We start from the raw sequence: 22,690 nt of genomic DNA, 5'->3' as shown, positions 1-22,690 counted from the left end.
GTAAAGCGCTGATTTCTCACGCCATAGGCCATGGGGTGTGAGGAACCAGCGCTTTTATTTTTTAGGAGGAAAACATGGAAAAAACAGAAATGATTACAGGCAGCCTGCCAAAAGTCTTTGGACACTATGTGTCGCTCAATGTCCTCAGTATGATTGGGCTGTCCTGCTACATTCTGGCAGATACGGTGTTTGTGGCGGGCGGTGTGGGCAACAGCGGTCTGGCGGCCCTGAACCTTGTGCTGCCGGCCTACAGTTTTATCAACGGTGCGGGCCTCATGCTTGGAATGGGCGGGGCGACCCGGTACGCGGTTCTGAGAGGTGAGGGGCGGGATGCGGCGGCGGATGGCGTCTTTACCATGACCCTGGCGATGGGGGCAGCCCTGGGCTGCCTGCTGACATTAATTGGCATTTTCTTTACGCCAGCCCTGGCCGGACTGCTGGGGGCAGAGGGCGAGACCCTTTCGCTCTCAGTCCGCTACCTGAGGACGATCCTGCTCTTTTCCTGCGCCTTCATCATCAACAACATTCTGGTCTGCTTTATCCGCAATGATGGAAGCCCTCAGTTGTCCATGGCCGCCATGTTGGCAGGAAGCTTCAGTAATATCGTGCTGGATTATATCTTCATTTTTCCAATGGGACTGGGAATGTTTGGGGCGGCGCTGGCTACAGGGCTGGCTCCTGTATTCAGCATGCTGGTGCTGTCCCTGCATTTTATACGGCGGCGGAACCACTTCCGGCTGACAGCCTGCACACCGCAGACAAGGATTGTGCGGGAGATCCTGACAACAGGGCTGCCCTCCTTTGTCACGGAGTTCTCATCTGGAGTGATCATCCTGCTGTTTAACTATACCATCCTGCGGTTGTCCGGCACCACCGGGGTGGCCGCCTACGGGGTGATCTCCAACATTGCCCTGATCGCAGTGGCGGTCTTTACCGGGATCGCCCAGGGCATACAGCCTATTATCAGCGTTAACTACGGCGCAGGGAGGACCGGGCGTGTGTGGCGGACCTACGCGGCGGCGCTTCTGCTGGGCACAGTTCTGGCGCTGTTGTTTCTGGCGCTGGGGCTTCTGGAAGCGGACGGTATCGTGGGCATATTTAACCGGGAAGGAAACGCAGAGATGGCACAGATTGCCTCGTCAGGCATCCACTTATATTTTCTGGCTTTTCTGTTTATGGGCGTCAATATTGTGACCACCTCACTCTTTGCCTCCATCAACCGCCCAGGGCCGTCCTTCACAGTTTCCATTCTCCGGGGGCTGGCTGCTGTGGTTGTCTTTTTGCTCATTCTGCCGCCTGCTCTGGGCATGGATGGTGTATGGCTGACCATTCCGGCCGCGGAGATGACCACACTTTTCGTTTCAGGTATCTTTTTATATCGCGCAAAAGGGTTAGAAAGTGAAAAAATTCATTGACAAAGCATTAAATTTCTTATAAAATATTACATTTGTGTTTTTTTTATGGTATAATGAAACCAGCAATTATGATTGAGGTGTATATAATGTACGAAATCGGCGATAAAATTGTATATCCAATGCATGGTGCAGGTGTGGTCAAAGACATCGAGGAAAAAGAAATTTTTGACACCACCCAGATGTACTATTTAATGGAAATTGTATCTGAAGGAATGGAAATCCTGATTCCTGTAGACAAAGCGGACGAGGTTGGTGTACGTGATATAGTAACATCCGATGTCATTGAAAAAATGCTCGACAGCCTTGAGGGGCCGAGTGACCAGATGAACGGCAACTGGAGCAAGCGGTACCAGGATAATATGGATATTCTGAAAAGCGGCGATATTTTTGACGTTGCCAAGGTCGTAAAAAACCTGACGCTGCTGGACCGGAAAAAAGGACTTTCAACCGGAGAGAAAAAGATGCTTACCTCCGCCAGAAACTTTCTCATCAGTGAGATGGTGCTGGTACAGGGCAGAAGCAAAGAGGAATCGCTTCAGGTAATCGAAGAAAAAATTTAACGCGATTTGGGCGTGTAAGGCGATGATTAAAAAAAGAGTTGTCATTTATGACAGCTCTTTCTTTATATGATGCTTTTGCTTTAACAGATTTTTAAGGCTAATCGTGCTATAATAAAAATATTATGAATGGAAAGGAGGTGAACATGAAATGCTGCAAAAATTTTTAAGAGTGTGTTTTTCGATTTTGGGCATTCTGCTGGGGAGCGCCCTGGCGCAGATGGTGATCGTTAATGAGTGGATTCAGGCGACCCTGCGCATCCAATTTACACCGGAAATCGAGCTGGGAACTTATATTGTTATTATGGTTTTATGTGGACTTATCTTTTTTATTTTCTTCCCTCTGATACTAAAGGGGATCAAAAATCTTACCAAAATGGTGGAAGCCAGTATGGAAGATGTCCGGCTCGTCGACATTGCTCTGGGGGTTGGCGGTCTGGTAATCGGCCTGATCATCGCGATGCTGATCAGCTTCGCCTTTTATCAGATCCCGTTTCCGTGGGTCAGCAGCCTTCTGACCGCAGTGATCTATATCGTCCTGGGTTACCTGGGCTTTACGCTGCCGGTTAAGAAAAGAGACGATATTGTGGCTGCCATTCAGGCAGGCAAAAAAGAACGCGACGGCAGTGCCTCCACCCGAAAGATCTCAAAGAAAAAGAACAATGCCTCGGCCAAGGTGCTGGATACCAGCGTGGTCATTGACGGACGTATCTACGATATCTGCAAGGTCGGGTTTATGGAGGGGCCGCTCATCGTCCCGGTCTTTGTCCTGAACGAACTTCAGCTCATCGCAGATTCCTCGGATGATCTCAAGCGCAACCGCGGACGGAGAGGCCTGGATATCATCAATAAGATGCAGAATGATCTGGACGTTCCGGTACAGATATCGGAGGAGGACTACGACGATATTCAGGAGGTCGATGCCAAACTGGTGCGGATGGCCAAGGAAACCAAATGCAAGATCCTGACCAATGACTACAACCTGAACAAGGTGGCAACGGTCCAGGGCGCCGAGGTTTTAAACATCAACGAGCTGGCCAACGCCGTGAAGCCCGTAGTGCTGCCCGGTGAGGAGATGAAGGTGCTGCTGGTAAAAGCCGGCAAGGAAAATGGTCAGGCCGTTGCCTATCTGGACGACGGCACCATGATCGTTGTGGAAAACGGCAGGAAGTACATCGGCGATAACATCACGGTGATCGTTACCAGTATCCTGCAGACCGCCGCAGGACGGATGATCTTTGCAAAGCCGAAGAAGTGATTCAGCGGCGGCGGGTTTGCCCCGTGCTTTCAGAAAACGAAAGTGTCGGGCCTGCATAACAGAAGTTATGAATGGAAAATTAAGAATGGAAAATGGAGAATGAAGGAACAAATTTGCTTTGCGGATTTGCACCTGAATTTTCCATTTTCAATTTATTACAATGGAGATGAAACATGCAGATACCAGAGGCCTTTAAAGAAAAAATGCGGAGACTTTTAAGCGATGAGGATTATGAAAAGCTCATGGCTTCCTATAATGGGACAGTGAACAAGGGTATCCGGACCAATACTCTGAAGTGTACCCTGGAGGAGATGGCCCAGAACACGCCCTTTGAGCTGGAGCCTGTGGACTGGTGCCCGACGGGATACTATATTGACAGTGATGTCCGCCCCGGGAAAAATCCCGCCTACTACGCGGGACTGTACTATGTACAGGAGCCCACAGCCATGACCTCGGCCGAGGTGCTCGCGCCGGAGCCGGGGGACTGGGTGCTTGACCTCTGTGCCGCACCGGGAGGAAAATCGACCCAGCTGGCCTGTAAGCTTGAAGGGCAGGGGGTGCTGGTTGCCAATGAACTGGTCAACAACCGGGCCGAGATCCTCGCCAGCAACGTAGAGCGTATGGGGGTACCCAATGCGCTGCTGTTTAACGAGTTTCCGGAACGTCTGGCGGCGCGGTTTCACGAACGCTTTGATAAAATTCTGGTGGACGCTCCCTGCTCGGGTGAGGGCATGTTCAGAAAGGACAACGGCGCCGCTGAGGAATGGAACCCGGAACGGGTGCTGCACTGCGCGAAACGCCAGCTTAAGATTCTGGAGAGCGTGGACAAGCTGCTGAAGCCCGGAGGTGTCATGGTCTACTCGACCTGTACCTTTTCGCCCGAAGAAAACGAACAGGTCATTGAAGATTTCCTGGGAAATAACCGCTATGAGCTGATGGACATTGATCTCAGGGGACTTGACGACCGCGGGCGGCCAGAGTGGTCGGAAAAAGGGACGCCAGCGCTCACAAAAACCCTCCATGTCATGCCTTTCCACGTCCGGGGTGAGGGGCATTTTATCGCCAAACTCCGGAAAACAGCGGCGTGTCCTCCGGAGGAAGAGCCTCCCAAGCTCAAGGGGAAATCCCGGCTGAAGCCCGCTGGACGCAGAGACCTGGGCGATTATGAGGCCTTTGCCGGAGAATACCTGAACCGGCGGTTCGACAACCTGCATCTGCAGGGGGATCAGCTTTACAGCCTGCCCGAGGGCATCACCCTGAGGGACATTGAGGGCCTGAAGGTACTGCGTCCCGGCATTCACCTGGGCACACTCAAGAAGAACCGCTTTGAACCGTCCCATACCCTTGCCATGGTGCTGAAGCCTGAGGACTTTAAAATCGTTTATACCGTGAAAGATGATGAGGAAGCCTACACCTATCTCAAGGGCGAACCCATCACCGGGGCAGACCTTAAGGGCTGGGTGCTGGTCTGTTTTGAAAAATGGCCCCTGGGTTTTGGAAAAGCCAGCCAGGGCATGATCAAAAACCACTTCCCCAAGGGGCTGCGCATTCGGAAAAAATAAAAGGGTCTTTAGAAAGGCATGCTCAAAAGACTCAAAACCCTAAAAATCTGTGGTTTTGAGCTTTTTGAGCATGCCTTTCTGAAACTAAATATGTTCGTATAACCTTTAAAATAAATATGTAAACGGTTAAATATATATAAATAATATAGAGCAGACGGACAAAGAAGTGGCCTAACCCAAGACTGGACCTTTTATCCAGATAAACAAAAAGGTCCAGTCGCTGTGGTAAATGGTCCGGAATCGTGCCGCATTACCTGCACAGCCGGACACTGGTAAGCGCAAGCATCCACCCTTTAGAGAAGAATCTATCGGTGTAAGGATAGTGCCCGCAATTTTCGATTCTCCATTTTTTATTATTCTATAGAATCCATGCTCAAAAGACTCAAAACGCCATTTATCGGTGGTTTTGAGTCTTTTGAGCATGGGGACAAAGAAAAATAAAATTTGAACGCGGCTCAAAGCCCCGCATGTGTCCCCTCGGTTTTTTCACGATTGATCCTTCTCACCGCCAGTACAAACAGCACAAAGCCGATGACAAACAGGAAGGAGATGGAGATAATGCCATAGCGGGAGTGGCCGGTGAGCTGGGTGACAACGCTGACGAGCAGCGTGCCGGTAAAGGCCGCGCCCTTGCCGAAAATGTCGTAAAAACCAAAGTACTCGGCGGATTTTTCTTTGGGGATGATCTTGGCAAAGTAAGACCGGGACAGGGCCTGGATGCCGCCCTGGAAGATGGCGACACAGACCGCCAGAAACCAGAATTCCCACGCCTTATCCAGCTGGATGGCAAAGAGGGCGATGAAAAAATAGCCGATGATCCCAACGTAAATCAGCTTTTCGGTTTTGACTCTTTTCGACAGCCAGCCAAACAGGAGCGCGAAAGGGAAAGCGACAATCTGGGTGAGCAGCAGCGCCATCAACAGGTCGTTATCGCCCACACCCACGTCCTTGCCGTAGGAGGTCGCCATCTCGATGATGGTGTAGACACCGTCGATGTAGAAGAAAAACGCTACCAGGAACAGCACAATGTTTTTATCCTGACGGATATTTTTAATGGTGTGCCCCAGGCGCACAAAGCCTTCCTTAACCGGGTTGGATACATGTCCCACAGAAAATTTCTGCTGATAGCCTCTGAGCAGCGGCACGGTCATGAGCACCCACCATACTGCGGTGATGACAAAGGAAATGGACGTTGCCAGCTGGGTGCTGATGCCGATGCTGCCGGCAAAGAGTACCAGGAGCATACAGGCTGCGAAGGGAATACAGCTGCCGATGTAGCCAAAGGCGTAGCCCACGCTGGAGACCTCATCCATGCGGTCATCGGTGGTGACGTCAGTGAGCATGGAATCGCAGAAAATAAGGCTGCCGTTATAGCCGATTTTGGCGACCACAAACATGACGAGAAATAAAAGCCACCCCATGGGAATCCCCAGGGCGACGCAGCCCACAGCCCCCACGCCCAGTGAGAGTAGGAACAGGCGCTTCCGGTAGCCGCTGGTGTCTCCGATGGTGCCGAGAATAGGTCCCAGTATTGCCACGATCAGGGTGGAAATGGAGGTGGCGTACCCAAAGTAGGCGGTGGAGTCGGCCATAGACACCCCGGCGCTCGAGGCAATATTTTTAAAGTAAATGGGAATGATGGTTGAAACCAGCATAATAAAAGCCGAATTCCCCACATCGTACAAAATCCAGGACTTTTCGATTTTAGAAAATTTCATAAGAATCCCCTTTTTAGTGTTCTTTGTTTTATTATAATGAATAATATTAAAAAAAGCTATCTTTTTAAGTTAAAAGTATGTTTGATTTGCCGACAAAGCGGTAAAGTCCGAGACGGAGCCTTTTTTCCCTGGGTAAAAGGTCCTGTCTCTTAAGCTTTATTTTTTGGAAAAACGCCATTGACAATATTAGAAAAACATAATATAATAATATTATAAAATTAGAATATACGAATAAAGGAAGTCGATTAATGGATAGGAAAAGGCAGCAGGAAAACGAGCAGGCCGCCGGGATTTTAAAGGCACTGGCCCACCCGGTGCGGCTTTGTATGGTGCGGGGGCTCATGGAGAGAGGGCGGAACAACGTCTCCTACATGGAGTCCTGTCTGGATGTGTCCCAGTCGGGGATCTCCCAGCATTTGTCCAAGCTCAAGGCAGCCGGGATCGTGCGGGGAACCCGTGAGGGAAATGAAATTTACTACGAGCTCTGTAATGAACAGGTTAAAGAAATTGTAGAAGTTCTATTCAAGGAGGAACAACAATGAAAAAAATTCTGATTGTCGGTGGTGTAGCCGGCGGCGCAACCGCTGCGGCACGTTTGAGACGCTTGAGCGAAGAGGACGAAATCATTCTCTTTGAACGCGATGAGTATATTTCCTTTGCAAACTGCGGGCTGCCCTACTATATCGGGGATGTGATCAAGGACCGCAGCAAGCTGCTGGTGCAGACCGTGGCCGGAATGTCCAAGCGGTTTAACCTGGATATCCGCAATTTCAGCGAGGTGGTCGCCGTTGACCGCGCGGGCAGCACGGTAAAAGTTAAAAACACTAAAACCGGCGAGACCTATACCGAAACCTTTGACCATCTGATCCTGTCACCGGGCGCCAAACCCATTGCTCCGCCGATTCCGGGTCTGGCCGAGGCGGACAGCATTTTCACACTGCGCAACGTGGCCGATACTGACAAGATCAAGGCTGAGGTGACCGAGCGAAGCCCCAAACGCGCTGTGGTTGTCGGCGGTGGTTTTATCGGCATCGAAATGGTCGAAAACCTGAGGGATCTGGGCATCAACGTGACCCTGGTCGAAAAGCTGAACCAGGTGTTAAAGCCCCTTGACTACGAAATGGCACAGATCATTCATCAGGAGCTGAACGCCCACGGCGTTAATGTGATCTTAGGTGATGGCGTCGACCATTTTGAGGACGCAGGCAAAAAGGTTGTGCTGGAAAGCGGCATGAAGCTGGACGCCGACATGGTCATCCTGGCCATTGGTGTGGCGCCGGAAAACAAGCTGGCAAAGGACGCCGGCTTAAAGCTGGGGCCAAGAGGGCACATTGTCACCACCGAAACCTATGAAGTCATGGACGGCGCGAGCGGCGAAGTCATTAAAAACATTTACGCCATTGGAGACGCCATTGAGGTCCGCGATTTTGTAGACGGCTCCCAGACCGCTGTACCGCTTGCGTGGCCGGCAAATCGTCAGGGCCGCACCGTGGCGGACCATATCAACGGTATTCCGTTTAAAAATCACGGCATTCAGGGAACCTCTGTGGCCAAAGTCTTTAACAAGGTTTTTGCCACAACCGGCAACAACGTTGGCCAGCTACGGGCAAAGGGACTGCCATTCCAGCAGATTCACGCCCATCGCGGCAATCACGCGGGCTACTATCCGGAATCCACGAATATTGCGCTGAAGCTCATTTATGATCCCAAGACACTAAAGGTTCTGGGCGCTCAGGCGGTGGGCCAGGAGGGGACTGAAAAGCGCATTGACGTCATTGCCTCTGTGATGAAAATGGGCGGCACCATCTACGATTTGCAGGATATGGAGCTGTCCTACGCGCCGCCGTTTTCAGCCGCCAAAGATCCGGTCAATATTTTAGGCTACATTGCCCAGAACATTGATGAGGGCGTCTATAAAACCGTCGAGTGGGACGAAATTGATGACATTATCGCAGGCGGCGGGTATTTGCTGGATGTTCGTACACCGGTTGAATTTGGGGCAGGCCATGTGGAAGGTTCCCACAATCTGGAGCTGGACACCCTGAGAGACCATATCGACGAGATTCCAGTGGATAAGGACGAGCCCCTGTATATTACCTGCCAGGTGGGCCTGAGAGGATACCTGGCCATCCGGATTTTGGAGGATCACGGCTTCACCAACCTTTACAACCTGGCTGGTGGCTACAATACCTATAAAACCGGCCATTACAAGCTGGCAGAACCGAACTTTGACGTGGAGAGCTCCCAGCCGGGGGAGCCAAAAGCCCCCGAGGGGGCGAAAGCAGACGTAAACCCTGTTAAGACAGTGGATGTGACCGGGCTCCAGTGCCCTGGCCCGCTGATGGCAACCTACAAGGCTGTGAGTGAGGTAAAGGAGGGCGAGCTGGTACAGACCATTGCCACCGATTTTGGCTTTGTGCAGGATGTGGAGTGCTGGTGTAAAACCAATGGACACACTCTGATTTCACAGGAAACCAATGGAAACAAATACATTGCCACCATCCGAAAGGGCGGCGGCGCCTCTGCCTGCGGACTGGCTGCGGCAGCGCCGGCAGTTCAGAAAAACGCCACCATGGTCGTGTTTGACGGTGAGCTGGACAAGGCTATCGCGGCCATGATCATCGCCCAGGGCGCAGCAGCCCAGGGCAAGGATGTAACCCTGTTTTTTACCTTCTGGGGCCTGAACGTACTGCGTAAACCGAAGGCGCCGAAGGTGAAGAAAAACCGGATTGAAAAAATGTTCGGCCTGATGATGCCAAAGGGTGCCAGGCGGCTGCCCTTATCAAAGATGAATATGCTGGGAATTGGGCCTGCCATGATCAAGAGCATCATGAAAAAGAAAAATGTGGACGACATCGAAACCATGATCCACAAGGCTCAGGACGCCGGGGTACGCTTTATTGCCTGTACCATGAGCATGGAGCTCATGGGGATTAAGAAGGAAGAACTCATTGACGGTATCGAATACGCGGGCGTCGGCACCTACATCGCCAGCAATGAAAATGCCGGGACAACCTTATTTATTTAACATCACCACATACAAAAAGCCACTGCGGATTTTGCGGTGGCTTTTTGAGTTGGAGAGAACGGGCCTTTTGCTTTAATTAAAAGGTTTTGCCTCTTTGGGGGGATCTTCTTCAAAGTCTTCCAGGGTATCGTCATAGGGCGCCGCCTCTGCTTTGGGGGCTTCGGCCTGGAGCGCGACAGGATCGCTGGAAGCGATGGGGGAGGGGGCGTCCTGCTCCATGGGGGAAGTGATGATCTCGACGCGGTTGGTTCTTCTGGTGAACAGCTCTTTTGGGAAGTCAGGGTCAAGCAGGACGGCGATACCGGCAAAGATAGCGGAAAAGATAAGGTACTGGATGGAATTGGTCATATAGTAGCTGAAGATATTATAAAGGTTTCCCCTGGCGACAAGCTGTCCGGTGGACAGTAGAGTGAGGATATACTGGTGCGTGTGAAACAGGGAGACAACCGTGTAGAAAAACAGAAGCAGGGACAGGATATAAAAGGCCAGGGCGGTGGCGGACGGTTTGTTTTTAAAGCGCATGGGGGACCTCCTTAAGGGTGCTTGGGCGGCGTTTCAGGGTGACCGCGGTTTTATTTTTGATTTTGAACACAATGTCGGCTTCCTTTGCCACAGCGTTGGAATGCGTGACAATGATCACGCATTTACCAGATTCATGGGCGCTGTGTTTCAGGATGGCGGTAATATCCCGGGCGGTGTCCCGGTCCAGATTGCCGGTGGGCTCGTCAGCCAGGATAATGGGGGCCGAGGAGGCCAGGGCTCTCGCGATGGCGACCCGCTGCTGCTGGCCGCCGGAGAGCTTGAGGACATTGCGCCGGACTTCCTCGCTGGTGAGGCCCAGACGTGTGAGCAGCGCGTCGGGTCTGCCCTTGGCGGAGAGACGCACATTTTCAGCAGCGTTCATGTAGTCAATGAGGTTGTAATTTTGAAAAATCAGGGAAATGTTCCGCTTTCGATGCTTTTCGAGACCGAACTTTTCCACAGGTTTTCCGTTAAAAAGAATTTGTCCCTCGGACGGGATGTCCAGTCCGCCGGCCAGGGAGAGAAGGGTGGTCTTACCGGAGCCGGAGGGCCCCAGGATCGCGTACATTTTTCCAGTTTCCATGGTCAGGTTAACGTCCTCCAGAACAGGCTCCTGGTGGTTGTAGGCGTAGGTAATGTGCTGCATTTCTAATATTTTCATCATAACTCCTTTCGGTTAACTCATTTTTGAGAGAATTTCCTTTGGCTTCAGCCGAAGGATGGAGATGGAGGCAAAGCCGACGGACAGGATCACAATGACTGCGCCCACAGCGTACACCTGAAGCAGAAGGGGCGCGTTAAGGGATACGTCGATCTTGTCGATGGGGGCAGCCTCTGGGGTGAAAAGATCATTGCTTGCTGTATTGCTGCTGAAGCTGGTGTCTGAGCTGTTTCCGGACGGCGTTTCGGCTGCGGACTCCCGGGCGATGAGATAATCTGCGGTGGCCTGTGACAGCACCGGGCCAACGGCGGTGGCCAGCATAAAGGCGATGACCGCCAGACTCAGAGCCTCCACCACATACTGTCCGACAATGTTCAGCTTGCTCTTGCCCAGTGACAGCAGGATACCGGATTCGTGAATCCGCGTTCTGGTCCAGAGGGTCAGAATCAGGGAGAGGATCACCAGGCTGACAATGGCCACGATGATCAGAACCAGGGTCACCAGCCGGCTGATGTTTTCCACGGAACCAGCCATTTTCTGATACAGGGCGTCATCGGCGGAGAGTTTGAGGTTGTCGGCTTCCAGATTGGGGAGGTCAGCCCTGGCCTTTTCGATGAGGTTCTCGATATTTTTAGGGTCCTTTGCGTAAAAATCGGCCTTGGTGTAGGATGGTGCTTTACCGGCGGGCAGGCCGATTCCAGCGGTGAGGTCTGCGCTGCCGAAAATAGTGTTTTCCTGCATGGTCATGGCCATGGGCAGCGCCTGCTCTCTGGGTGCCTGGGCCTCGGTGTAAAAGCCGACAATTTCGGCTTCAAAGACCTGGTCCGGGTCGATGCTGGAGTCTTTGCGCAGGACGGCGTCGGCGGATTTGAGCCTGATTTTGTCCCCGACCTTCAGGTTGTTTTTCTCAGCCAGCTTCTGGTGCAGGATCACGGCGTTTATGTCCTCCTTTGTGACGTGGCGGCCTTCGGTCAGCTTCATGGCGCCGCTGGAAAAGGCAGCGTTTTTCTCACTGCTGGTGTCCCCCAGGAAGTTGAGCATGTTGTCAAAGGTTTCGTTGAGGGCATTCAGGTCAATGGGGGTACCGTCCTGGTTGGTGACCATACCGCCCGCATTGGGGCTTTCCTCTTTTTTTTCGGGCTTGACATTTTCAAAACCATCGGGAAGGATATAGCGGTTGGCAGCGAGGTTATAATCCTTGACGCCGTCGGCAGCCGCTATTTTTTCCGCGGCCTCCTTGGTGACCAGATCACTATCAAAGGATTTACTTTCCGGGCTGCCGGCTATGAGTTTGTCGATGTCGGCCTCCAGCGAGAATTTGCCGCCCAGTCTTTCACGAGCCGTTGTTTCGGCCTGGATGGCCGCGTTTCGTACCGCCAGTCCGGCCAGCACAAAATTGGCCATGATAAAGAGAATGAGCAGGAGCAGAATGCTTTTACTCCGCTTTCGGGTAATGAATAAGAATGCGCGTTTGAATAGGTTCATGGGTTTCCTCCTGTTTTCTTGATTGATTTAAGTATAACGGGAGATTGTGTGGCGAGAATAGAGGTTTTGTGGAGTTTGTGTGAAGCCGGAAATAAAAAAAGCCCTGGCGGACGGCCAGGGCGGAAATTATGGGAAGTTAATTGTAAAACGCATGCCCTCCGGGCTTTCCATGGGCTCGAAGGTGTAGGGCAGGCCGCAGCCGGACAGGATACGGTCGGTGATGTACAGGCCCAGGCCGTTGCCGCCGGTGTCATGGCTGTGGGAAAACTCGGGCCGGTAAAAGGCCTCCTTGAGATGGGGCAGCTGTTCGCTGCCAATGGGCGCGCACGCGTTCTCAACGATGAGGCTTCGCTTCTCGAAGTAAACCCGGACATTTTTGCCCGAGGTGGTATAGTTGACTGCGTTGGACAGCACATTGGACAGGGCCTTTTCCAGAAGCGGGACGGGTACCTGTGCGTTAAAGCCTGCGCTGCCGTCAATGGTGAGGCGGACGCCGCGGGCCCGGGCAATGAGCCTGTAGGGCGCAGCTACCTGGTCGACCAGGGCAGCGAGGTCAGTTACTGTGGGGGCCTGGTTTTCCATTAACATGTCGAGACGGGTAGCGTCCAGGACCTCTCGGATGAGCACAGACAGCTCGTCGATCTGGTCTTTGCAGACCTGAAGGTAGGTGTCGCGGTCACGGTAGCGCCCCACATTGCAGATCATGCCTTCCAGCATACCGCTCACAGCAGTGACGGGTGTTTTCAGCTCGTGGGAGGCGGTGCGCATGAAATCGACCTTGGACTGCTCCGCAGCGCTGACCTTGGCGATCTCGTTCTCCAACTCCTGAATGCTGTTCAGCAGGGAGGTGTAGAGACTGTTCATGTTTTCAGACAGGGTACCGATTTCGTCACCGGTGCTGACAGTACAGCGGGCGTCCGGGTCTAGGGTCGCCATTCTGGCGGTAACGGCGGAAAGCTCCTTGATAGGGCGGGTGAGGGCCCGGGAGTAGACCAGGGCAAAGACTGCGGCGATGGCCAGACAGATCAGGAGCGCCACGGGCAAAAGCATGAGGATAATGCTTGATGCCTCACCGATGGGCTGCAAGGTAGCGGTAACACTGAGCTGGTAAAGACTGCCGTCGGTGGATTGGACTGTGCGCTGGGTGGAGATGGCCTCGGAGGCGCTGCCGTTTGGGATAAAAATATTCTGGTCTGGGACGGCAGAGACGATGTCTTCAGGTGAGACGGAATAGAGGCCTGTTGTGTTTTGAAGATCGGTCTGGGTCTCAGGTATACTTTGGGGTGCAGTATCGGGGACAGACTCCTCGGTGCTGCGGGTGCTGTAGGTGATGCCGTTGGAATAGACAATGCCATTGCCGGACAAAGTGGCAGAGGCGTTGTTTTTACCGACAAATGCGCTGATCAGAGCGTTGAAGTCCGCAGGGGAGGCTTTTTCCAGGTCTGCGGCCAGGTTATCGGTGGCATGGAGGATGTTTTTTTCCTTTACCCGGGTGTAGACACCGGGGAGCAGGAAGTAGAGAAGGGCGTAGGCCACCAGTGTGATGACCAGCATCAGGCTAAGGGTAAAGAGGAAGGTTTTAGGGAACAGCTTAAGTTTTTTCATTCTGGCACCTCAAATTTATAGCCCAGCCCTCGAACCGTGACAATGCAGTCCACCCCCAGCTTTTTCCGGATATTTTTAATGTGGGTGTCGATTTTCCGGTCTGAGGAAATATAGTCGATGCCCCAGACGCCGTCCAGAATCTGCTCGCGGGATAAGGCCCGTCCCCGATGGTCGATCAAAAATTTGATCAGCTCCAGCTCCTTGATGGACAGGTCGATGGGGCCTTTGGCGTTGTGGGCGCTGTAGCCTTCGAAATCGAGGGTGACGTCCCCGAGCGTCATGCAGTCCGCACCGGCTCCGGCACGGCGCAGCAGCGCCTTTATTCGTTTTACCAGGAGGATGGGAGAAAAGGGCTTGGTCATATAGTCATCCGCCAGACGGTCGAAGCTCATGACCTGGGTGTGTTCATCCTCGACGGCGGTGAGCATGAGCACTGGGACGTCGCTGGTCTGCCGGATGGTTTTGAGCAGGGTGAGGCCGTCGATGCCGGGCAGCATAATGTCCAGAAGCACCAGATCAAAGGGCTGAGACTCAAAGGCTGCAAGCGCTCTGTTGCCGTCAAGGGCCGTCTTTACCTCGTAGCCCGCGTCCTCAAGGAAATCAGAGATAACCTCGCTGGTATTTTTATCGTCTTCAACCACAAGTATTTTTGTCATAAGGATTCTCCCATTTAAGATTTGATGGTTTATTATAACACAGAAAAATTAAAGGCAAAGTAAAAACACCTATGGCTTTTGAGATGAGCGAAGGCGTTTTTATTTAGGATTAAGAAAAGTTTGCTTTTGCGGTATAATGACATACTGCACTGTCCAGAAAAAACCACAGGCTGAAAAGAAAGGAGCACATCCACAGACATGTGGCAGATGGATCGTTCCAGATAACGATTTGTCTGTAATACTATTATAGCATGGAACTAAATAAATTATTTTTATTATGAAGATGGATTATTTAAAAAAGATATTAAAAAACCGGCACAGTGCGGGTGTGCCGGGGCAGGTTTTTAAGCTTTAATTTCAATGGAAACCGGACAGTGATCAGAACCGGTAACCTCTGTGTGAATGGCCGCGTCTTTGACCATGTCGATGGCGTTGTCGGACACGAAGAAGTAGTCAATGCGCCAACCGGCGTTGTTGGCCCGGGCGTTAAAACGGTAGGACCACCAGGAGTACTCGACGGTATCCGGGTGCAGATGGCGGTAGGTATCCACATAGCCGTTTTCAAAGAAATGGTCGAGCCACTCACGCTCCATGGGCAGGAAGCCAGAGCGTTTAGCGTTGGATTTGGGGTTTTTCAGATCCATCTCGGTGTGCGCGGTATTGACGTCACCGCAGATAATAACCTTTTTACCCTGGGCTACCAAGGCATTGACGTCCTTTAAGAAGCAGTCATAAAAATCCATTTTGAACTGGAGTCGTTCATCGTCCTTCTGACCGTTGGGGAAGTAAATATTAAAGAGGGTGAACTCTGGGTATTCCATGATAATGGTGCGGCCCTCGTGGTTGAAGCGGTCTTCAGACAGACCAGTGGTGATCGAGAGGGGTTCTTTTTTATAGTAGACGGCAGTACCACTGTAGCCCTTGCGTTCGGCGGCGTGGAAAAAGCTGAGGTAGCCGGGAATACTCTTGATGTCCTCGCTGATCTGGTCCTCTGAGGCTTTGACCTCCTGAAGGCATAAGATATCAGGCTGAGCGGCTTCGACCCAATCGGTAAAGCCCTTTTGTGCCACCGCGCGGATGCCGTTGACGTTCCAGGAATATAATTTCATATCAATGCTCCTTTATCGATTTTTTATTGTTTTTTTGGTATAATATGATTTATTATAACACAGAATCATGAGCACTGAGCCAAGAAATGTACGGGAGATGAAAAAATGAACTATATCATCGGGATTGACGGCGGAACCACCAAAATAAAGGCAGTCCTTTTCGACACAACAGGCCACGAGATCGAGACAGTGGCGGCCCCCAGTGATATTCTGGAGGACGGTGTGCGCAAAGAACTGGACATGAATTTTTTCTGGGAAAAGACAGCGGCCTGCGTGCGCCTGCTGATGGAGAAGGGGCCTGCGGCGCCTGAGGATATACTGGCTGTCGGCGTGACAGGACAGGGCGAGGGATTATGGGCTCTGGATAAAAACAACCGGCCGGTGGGCCGCGCTATTTTGTGGAATGACGGACGCGCCCACGAGGAAAACTGGGCTGTCAATGAGAAGACTCCCGGGATCGGCAAGCTGGTACACCGGAACCTGGGCACGCCGGCCGGGGCCGGGAGCGCCCTTCTTCTGCTGCGGTGGACTAAGGATAACCGTCCAGATGTGTACCGCAAGATTCAGACCGTGTTCTTCGCAAAGGACTGGTTGCGCTACTGTATGACAGGTAAAATCGCCACCGACCCCACCGACGGAGGCGCCGCCTATTTGAAGCTTATTGACGGCGCGCCAGCGGTACAGGCTCTGACCGTGCTCAGTCTGTCTGAGGCGGAAAGAGCCATTCCAGAGGTACTGCCTTCCGATGCTGTTGCCGGTGCGCTGACAGCGGTGTCTGCGGAAAAAATGGGCCTGCGGGCTGGAATCCCAGTGGTTACCGGGGCCATGGACGTGGTGGCTTCAGCGGTGGGAACTGGCGCGGTGGGCGTGGGTGACGCCGCGGTGGTGCTGGGCACCACCTGCGCCGTGGAGCAGGTACTGCGTCTCCGCGACTGTGATGTGACACGCTGCCGCAGGCACTACCTGCACCATGTGCAGGCGGATCTGGCCATTGATTTGTCCTCCACCATCAACGGCATGGAAAATGTGGAGTGGATGATGCGTGAGATTGCCAGGAGCGGCAATTACCGGGTGGTGGAGGGACTCATCGAGGATACCCGTCCGGGCAGCGGCGGGGTTGTTTACCACCCTTACCTGTCCTTGGCCGGTGAGCGGGCTCCTTTCCAGCACCGGGATGCCAGCGCCAGTTTTTTTGGGGTGAACTCAGGAACCACCAAGGGCGACCTCATGCGAGCGGTGTATGAGGGGCTGGCCTACTCGGTCCGTGACTGCCTGGAGGGCGGCGGCTGCCGGGGACGCTTGCTGCTGTCCGGCGGCGGTGCGGGAAGTGAGACACTGTCTCAGATGATCGCCGATGTGACCGGGCAATCTGTGGTGGTGACCAGGGGTACAGAGTTCGGTGCTCTGGGTGCTGCCATGACCGCCGGAGTCGCCATTGGCCTTTTCGACAGCGTGGAGGAGGCTGCCGCTAAATGCTGCCGGCTTAAAAAGATTTACAAACCCCGCCAAAATGCGATGTACGAAAAGTGCTATACCTTCTACCGTGAGCTCAGAGCCGCCTTCAGGCCGTTGTGGGTGCGTCGGGCAGAGATTTTTGAGAAATAAAAGTAAATTTAATAAAGAAAAGCAATTTTTATGAATAAAAAGTCTGATGTGCGTTTTTGTGCATTGGGCTTTTTATTTTGCGCTATTTGGGGCTAAAAAGATAAAATCAGAACTATTATCTTAAATAATTAAATGAGAAAATGTAATATTGCTTGACAAATGTAAGAAAACGGTGTAAATTATAGTCACGAAATACATTTGTAAAATAAAAATACAAATGTAACGCAATTGAAAAATAGGTGGACATATGTAATAATGAAAAAAAATGGACACTTATTTGGAGGTTGCCATGGAAGATAAAAATCTGTATATCAAGATCGCGCACTGGTACTATACCTTAGGTATGACGCAGGATGAGATCGCGAAGCGGCTTTCTTTTACAAGACAGCGTGTGAACCGGATCATCAGCTCCCTGAGGGATATGGGCATTGTTACCATAAAGGTTAACGGCTATGCTCAGGGAAATGTGGCGTATGAAGGAGCGATCGAGGAGCATTTTGGTTTAAAAAGAGTAATCATTGCGGAATCGTATGATGGTGAGAGCAACTATATGCCATCGCTTGCAAACACGGCCTCCCAGTATCTGGAGGATTACCTCCAGCCTGGCATGAGCATCGGGGTATCCTGGGGAGAGACGCTTGCGGCGACCATTTCAAACCTTTCTTTTAAAAGGCGGAGTGAGTGCACGGTAGTGCAGATGGTCGGAGCGCAGAACATTGACATGGATATGTTAAAGTCGGATGAAATCGCCCGGTCGCTGGCGGACAAGCTGGACAGCGTGTGTTATATTCTCTATGCGCCAGTTGTTGTCGATCACGCGGAGACAAAGAGAATGCTGATGGAAGAGCGGACCATTCAAAAGTCCTATGAGCTTATGAGGCGCTGTGACGTGGCGCTCTTTGGGATTGGGCAGGTGAGCCGTGAATCCACCATGTGTAAGCGTGGTCTGCTGAAGGTCGAGGATATTGACCGGCTGAGGCAGGACGGCTTTATCGGGGATGTCTGTGTGAACCCGGTAACCATTGATGGCCGCTGGCAGGATTGTTTTATCCGTGACCGCGTTATCAGCGCGAACATGGAGATTTTGAAAAACATTCCGAATGTTGTGGCCATTGCCGGCGGGGAGGATAAAACGGAAGCCATTATCGGCTGTCTGGCCTCCGGAGTCATCGACACACTCATCACCACCGATACGACAGCAGAACGCATTGTGAGAACTCTTGGTTTATAGGACTGGTTTGAACCACCTGGTGGTTTAAATAGATAGGACAGCGGCTATATTGTGACAGCAAGGGGGACGCCGCTGTCTGAAAAAAACTATGATTCTCGGAGGGAAAACATGAAGTATATTATCGGCATTGATGCGGGGACATCGAATGTGAAGGCAGTTTTGTTTGATGTGGACGGCAATGAAATTTTAGTCGAAGCTTTGGAAAATGAGCCCATTTATATCGGCGATACGGACGTGGAGCAGAACATGAACATTTTGTGGGAAAAGGTTGCCCTTTGTATCAAGATGATCATGGAAAACGGGCCGGCAAAGGCAGACGATATTCTGGGCATCGGCGTCACCGGCCAGGGCGAGGGTATCTGGCTCATGGATGAAAACGGTGAACCCGTACAGGATGCGATTCTGTGGTGTGACGGCCGCGCCGCCGATGAAGTCGCCAAGGTGACAGAGGATGATCCAAAGCTCGGCGAAATGATTTTCAAAACAACCGGGACGCCGCCGCTGACAGGAACACAGCTGATGCTGCTGAAGTGGATGAAAAACAACCGCAAGGAAGTACTGGACAGAGCAAAAACCATGTTCTTCTGTAAGGATTGGGTGCGCTATAAGCTGACCGGTGCTATCAATGGCGATATGAGTGACACAGGAACCTCGTTAATGGACGCAGAAAAGGGCGAAGTGGCAGTGGATCTGTTAAAAGCACTGGATTTAGGCGAATATGTGGATCTGATCGCTCCGGTGGTCATCTCCAATAAAATTGTCGGCAACGTGATTGACCGCGTCGCTAAAGATCTGGGCCTTAACCCGGGGACACCGGTCGTGGCAGGCGCCATTGACGTTGTCGCCGCTGCGGTGGGGATTGGAGCCGTAGAAGACAAGGATATCTGCGTTATTTTAGGCACTACCTGCGCCAATGAAATCTTCATGAAAAAGGAAGACTGCGAATTTGGCAAAGAGGGAACCCGCCTTGAAAAGCACGCGGTGGGCGATCTGTTTGTCAATCTGATGCCAACAATGAACGGAACACCGAACATCGACTGGGTGCTCAACGAAATTGCTTTGACTAAGGATTTTTCTAAGGTCGATATCATGATCAAGGACGTTCCGGCCGGCAGCGGCGGCGTGATTTACCATCCCTACATCAGTGCAGCGGGTGAACGTGCTCCGTTTTATCACCCGCACGCCAAAGCGAACTTCTTTGGTATCAGCGCGAACACCAAGCGTGCAGATTTAGTTCATGCGGTTTACGAAGGTATTACCCTTTCCATTAAAGACTGCCTGCAGGGCGCGGATAGAAACAGCAAAATTTTTATTGCCGGCGGGGGAGCCAAGAGCTCGATCTGGGCGCAGATGATCTCAGACGTCACTGGTATGGAAGTTGTTGTTTCAGCCGGAAACGAATTCGGCGCCAAGGGGGTTGCCATGATGGTAGGTCTCGCGGTGGGCGAATATGAGAGCTATACCGACGCGGCCCGCAGAACCTGTAAATCTGAACGCATTTACCGTCCGAGACCAGACCAGAACGCGATTTACGAAGATATTTACACACTGTATAAAGGCATCCGTATCGCCTGCGAGAGCCTGTGGACAGCCCGTGCCGATGTCATGAAAACCATCAGTAAACGTACCCGAGAAAACTAGAGACAGAAAGAAGGATAACACAATGAAAATTTTTTTTACTGCAGAATATGATGAAGAACAGTTAAAGCCATTATACGAAATGGGTGAAGTGGTAAAAGATGGCTGGGCCATCGGCCTGCCCAAAATGCAGGAGGAGGAGCTCATGGAAAAATCCGCTGACGCGGACATCATTATCACAAGCTACGACGATATTACCCGGGCAGTCATTGAAAATGCTCCAAACCTAAAGCTTATCGCCTGTACCCGCGCCACCCCAGTTAACGTTGATATGGCCGCAGCAAAAGAACGTGGTATCCCCGTTATCTATACACCGGGACGTAATTCCGATACGACGGCAGAGATGACTGTAGGCCTTATGCTCTCCATCGCCAGAAAGATCCCGATGGCCTACAAGGCTTTAAAGGAAGGTAAATTTACTGCAGACCCGAATGCCCAGAAGGTAACCAAGGAAGGCCTGAAGGTCGATATGGTCTGGGATATGGAACCCGGCTCACCCTATATGGTCTTTAAGGGGACTCAGCTCCATGGTAAGACGCTTGGGATTGTGGGCTATGGCAGCATTGGCCGCCGTGTGGGCAAAATCGCCCGTGCCTTTGGCATGGAACTGTTGATTTATGACCCGTTCCTTTGTCCCATCGACTTGGAGGAAGTCGGCGTTAAAAAAGCGGAAAAACTGGAAGACCTGATGAAAAACGCTGATTTTATTACATGCCATATGAAGATCACCCCGGAAACTACGGGCATTATCAGCCGTGAAATGATTGCTCTTATGAAACCGACCGCTTATTTTATCAACAGCTCCAGAGGTGCGATTCTTGACGAGGAAGCCCTGATCGACGCGCTCCGGGAAAAGCGGATCGCTGGCGCGGCTTTCGACGTTTACGCTAAAGAGCCTATTGCGAGCAACCATCCATATATCACCGAGCTCGATAATGTGGTCATCACACCGCATATTGCCGGCGCCACGGACGACGTTCTCGTGAACCATACCAAACAGATCGTCGCCGATGTGAAACGCTTTGCAGAAGGCCGCAGAATGCTGTATGAATACCGTTAGAGTTCAACCGATAAACCTGAAAAAATAATATAATAAAGAGGAGATTAAACATGTTACTGCAAAAAGAAAGAGAAGACGTTGTTAAATATTGCCAGATGCTCATCACCCACGGATTAACAAAGGGAACCGGCGGAAATATCAGTATTTTAAACCGGGAAGAGGGTTTGTTTGCCATCAGCCCAAGCGGCATCGATTATTTTGAAACCGAGCCCGAAGACATTGTTGTCATGAACCTGAAAGGTGAGATTGTGGATAGTAACCGTAAGCCCTCCAGCGAACACGAGCTCCACCGCATTTTCTATACCGACCGTGACGATATTGACGCAGTGGTACACACACACTCTGTTTACAGCACCGTCCTGGCAACTCTGAGAGAAGGCCTGCCGGCTTCCAGCTATCTGGTTGCATTCTCCGGCTACGATGTCCGTTGCGCCGAGTACGCCTCCTACGGCTCAATGGAACTGGCTAAAAACACCTTTGAAGCCATGAAAGAACGCAACGCCGCCTTTATGGCCAACCACGGCCTCATCGCCGGAGGCAGCGATATCCTCAACGCCTTTAACATTGTGGAACAGATCGAACAGTGTGCGGAAGTCTATGTCAAAGCCAGATCTATCGGCACACCAGTGCTTTTGGACCACGACGAAATGACCCGCATGATCGATAGCTTCAATAACTCCTACGGCCAGCGTAAAGCCAAAAAGGATTTATAAGAACCAACCCGCGACGATTTTCTTAAATGAGTAAACCCCATCAAAACCCGGAGGCAGCAGATCGGCCCCCGGGTTTTTCCATTTTGGAAGTTGGGAAAGAAAGGAAAAATGACATGAAGTATATGAAAACAAGGCAGGCCATCATCGACGCCTGTCTGTGGCTTCAGGATACCGGTATGGTCATCGGTACATGGGGCAATGTAAGCGTGCGTCTGGACGCAGAAACCATCATGGTGACCCCGAGCAGGGTCGATTATCAGGATCTGACCCCTGGGGATATGGTGATCGTGGATATGGCGGGAAACAAGGTGGAGGGCGAACACAGCCCCACCTCTGAGATGCACGTGCACCGGCTCATTTATGCGGCCCGGTCCGATGTGGGCGCAGTGGTTCACTGTCACCCGGTTTACGCCTCAGCCATGTGCGCGGCTGAACACGGCATTCCGGTTATCTTTGAGGAAATGAGCCAGATGATCGGCGGGGAGATCCCCATCACGGCCGAGTATGTGAACGCCGGACAGCATGTTCGTCTGGGAGAGGTAACCGCTGAGGCGCTGGGCGATAAAAACGCTGTCCTGATCCGCAATCACGCCCCAGTCTGTGTGGGTCGCGATCTTGGAGAAGCCCTGACCTGCTCACTGGTAACCGAGAAAGCCGCTAAGTGTTATCTGGCCCTCAAGGGCGGTGTGGAGGTCACGACCATCCCTGAGGATATGGTCAAGGCCGAGCGCCACAGGTTTCTTTACAGCTACGGTCACGAGCAGTAAGCAGCGTGCCCCAAGCCTTAAGAACCTTAAAAGCTAAGTTGATAAATTCTCCCTGAAAGAGTATAATAACATTTAAACAAACCTTACCCGGAGACGCAAA

General features: G+C 51.9%; 19 protein-coding genes. 12 read left to right on the top strand and 7 right to left on the bottom strand.

Going from position 1 to position 22,690, the window contains the following annotated elements; translation table 11 throughout:
- The first annotated feature begins 74 nt into the window (after positions 1-74).
- The 4 genes from B2M23_RS01305 to B2M23_RS01290 all read left to right on the top strand — a co-directional run bounded on the left by B2M23_RS01305 (position 75) and on the right by B2M23_RS01290 (position 4,792).
- Positions 75-1,415, top strand: a complete 1,341-nt coding sequence (locus B2M23_RS01305; protein WP_038350970.1) for an MATE family efflux transporter — start codon at positions 75-77, stop codon at positions 1,413-1,415.
- 86 nt (positions 1,416-1,501) lie between these two features.
- Positions 1,502-1,975: a CarD family transcriptional regulator gene (locus B2M23_RS01300; RefSeq protein ID WP_038350969.1), complete on the top strand. Its 474-nt coding sequence runs from the start codon at positions 1,502-1,504 to the stop codon at positions 1,973-1,975.
- Positions 1,976-2,123: 148 nt separating this feature from the next.
- On the top strand, positions 2,124-3,230 hold the full coding sequence (locus B2M23_RS01295; protein ID WP_038350968.1) for a PIN/TRAM domain-containing protein: 1,107 nt from the start codon (positions 2,124-2,126) through the stop codon (positions 3,228-3,230).
- Positions 3,231-3,403: 173 nt separating this feature from the next.
- Positions 3,404-4,792 (top strand): RsmF rRNA methyltransferase first C-terminal domain-containing protein, encoded by a 1,389-nt coding sequence (locus B2M23_RS01290; protein WP_038350967.1) that lies wholly within the window; start codon positions 3,404-3,406, stop codon positions 4,790-4,792.
- Between the two features lie 455 nt (positions 4,793-5,247).
- Here the strand turns inward: B2M23_RS01290 and B2M23_RS01285 are convergent, their stop codons facing one another.
- On the bottom strand, positions 5,248-6,510 hold the full coding sequence (locus B2M23_RS01285) for an MFS transporter (protein ID WP_038350966.1): 1,263 nt from the start codon (positions 6,508-6,510) through the stop codon (positions 5,248-5,250).
- 248 nt (positions 6,511-6,758) lie between these two features.
- On the opposite strand from B2M23_RS01285, the gene B2M23_RS01280 reads away from it, so the two are divergent.
- On the top strand, positions 6,759-7,052 hold the full coding sequence (locus B2M23_RS01280) for an ArsR/SmtB family transcription factor (RefSeq protein WP_013378860.1): 294 nt from the start codon (positions 6,759-6,761) through the stop codon (positions 7,050-7,052).
- Positions 7,049-9,538, top strand: a complete 2,490-nt coding sequence (locus B2M23_RS01275) for an FAD-dependent oxidoreductase (RefSeq protein WP_038350965.1) — start codon at positions 7,049-7,051, stop codon at positions 9,536-9,538. The genes B2M23_RS01280 and B2M23_RS01275 overlap by 4 nt, the downstream gene beginning before the upstream one ends.
- Before the next feature lie 72 nt (positions 9,539-9,610).
- On the opposite strand, the gene B2M23_RS01270 is transcribed toward B2M23_RS01275, so the two are convergent.
- The 6 genes from B2M23_RS01270 to B2M23_RS01245 form a co-directional block, all read right to left on the bottom strand.
- Positions 9,611-10,060: a hypothetical protein gene (locus B2M23_RS01270; protein WP_052237071.1), complete on the bottom strand. Its 450-nt coding sequence runs from the start codon at positions 10,058-10,060 to the stop codon at positions 9,611-9,613.
- Positions 10,050-10,721, bottom strand: a complete 672-nt coding sequence (locus B2M23_RS01265; RefSeq protein WP_052237070.1) for an ABC transporter ATP-binding protein — start codon at positions 10,719-10,721, stop codon at positions 10,050-10,052. The genes B2M23_RS01270 and B2M23_RS01265 overlap by 11 nt, the downstream gene beginning before the upstream one ends.
- A 15-nt stretch (positions 10,722-10,736) precedes the next feature.
- Positions 10,737-12,206, bottom strand: a complete 1,470-nt coding sequence (locus tag B2M23_RS01260; RefSeq protein ID WP_038350964.1) for an ABC transporter permease — start codon at positions 12,204-12,206, stop codon at positions 10,737-10,739.
- Positions 12,207-12,332: 126 nt separating this feature from the next.
- The gene (locus B2M23_RS21475; protein WP_242945857.1) at positions 12,333-13,811 is read right to left on the bottom strand and encodes a sensor histidine kinase; all 1,479 of its coding nucleotides are present in this window, start codon (positions 13,809-13,811) and stop codon (positions 12,333-12,335) included.
- Positions 13,808-14,467: a response regulator transcription factor gene (locus B2M23_RS01250; protein ID WP_038350963.1), complete on the bottom strand. Its 660-nt coding sequence runs from the start codon at positions 14,465-14,467 to the stop codon at positions 13,808-13,810. The genes B2M23_RS21475 and B2M23_RS01250 overlap by 4 nt, the downstream gene beginning before the upstream one ends.
- Before the next feature lie 344 nt (positions 14,468-14,811).
- Positions 14,812-15,576 (bottom strand): exodeoxyribonuclease III, encoded by a 765-nt coding sequence (locus B2M23_RS01245; RefSeq protein WP_038350962.1) that lies wholly within the window; start codon positions 15,574-15,576, stop codon positions 14,812-14,814.
- A gap of 105 nt (positions 15,577-15,681) precedes the next feature.
- Here B2M23_RS01245 and B2M23_RS01240 point away from each other — a divergent pair, with 105 nt between their 5' ends.
- From B2M23_RS01240 to B2M23_RS01215, 6 genes are all read left to right on the top strand, one after another.
- The gene (locus tag B2M23_RS01240; RefSeq protein WP_038350961.1) at positions 15,682-17,181 is read left to right on the top strand and encodes an FGGY-family carbohydrate kinase; all 1,500 of its coding nucleotides are present in this window, start codon (positions 15,682-15,684) and stop codon (positions 17,179-17,181) included.
- 289 nt (positions 17,182-17,470) lie between these two features.
- Positions 17,471-18,412, top strand: a complete 942-nt coding sequence (locus tag B2M23_RS01235; protein WP_038350960.1) for a sugar-binding transcriptional regulator — start codon at positions 17,471-17,473, stop codon at positions 18,410-18,412.
- A 108-nt stretch (positions 18,413-18,520) separates the two neighbouring features.
- Positions 18,521-20,053 carry an FGGY-family carbohydrate kinase gene (locus B2M23_RS01230; RefSeq protein ID WP_038350959.1) on the top strand — a complete coding sequence of 511 codons (1,533 nt, stop codon included), beginning with the start codon at positions 18,521-18,523 and terminating at the stop codon, positions 20,051-20,053.
- 22 nt (positions 20,054-20,075) lie between these two features.
- Complete coding sequence (locus B2M23_RS01225; RefSeq protein ID WP_013378867.1) at positions 20,076-21,110, top strand: 2-hydroxyacid dehydrogenase; 1,035 nt, start codon at positions 20,076-20,078, stop codon at positions 21,108-21,110.
- A gap of 50 nt (positions 21,111-21,160) precedes the next feature.
- Entirely contained in the window at positions 21,161-21,823 is a 663-nt protein-coding gene (locus B2M23_RS01220; protein ID WP_038350958.1) for an L-fuculose-phosphate aldolase, read from the top strand.
- 113 nt (positions 21,824-21,936) lie between these two features.
- A complete protein-coding gene (locus B2M23_RS01215; RefSeq protein WP_038351168.1) occupies positions 21,937-22,590 on the top strand; it encodes a class II aldolase/adducin family protein in 654 nt (217 codons plus the stop codon).
- Positions 22,591-22,690 lie beyond the last annotated feature (100 nt).

The organism is Eubacterium limosum (genome assembly GCF_000807675.2).
Classification (GTDB): domain Bacteria; phylum Bacillota; class Clostridia; order Eubacteriales; family Eubacteriaceae; genus Eubacterium; species Eubacterium limosum.
This window is presented reverse-complemented; position numbering and strand designations above follow the sequence as displayed.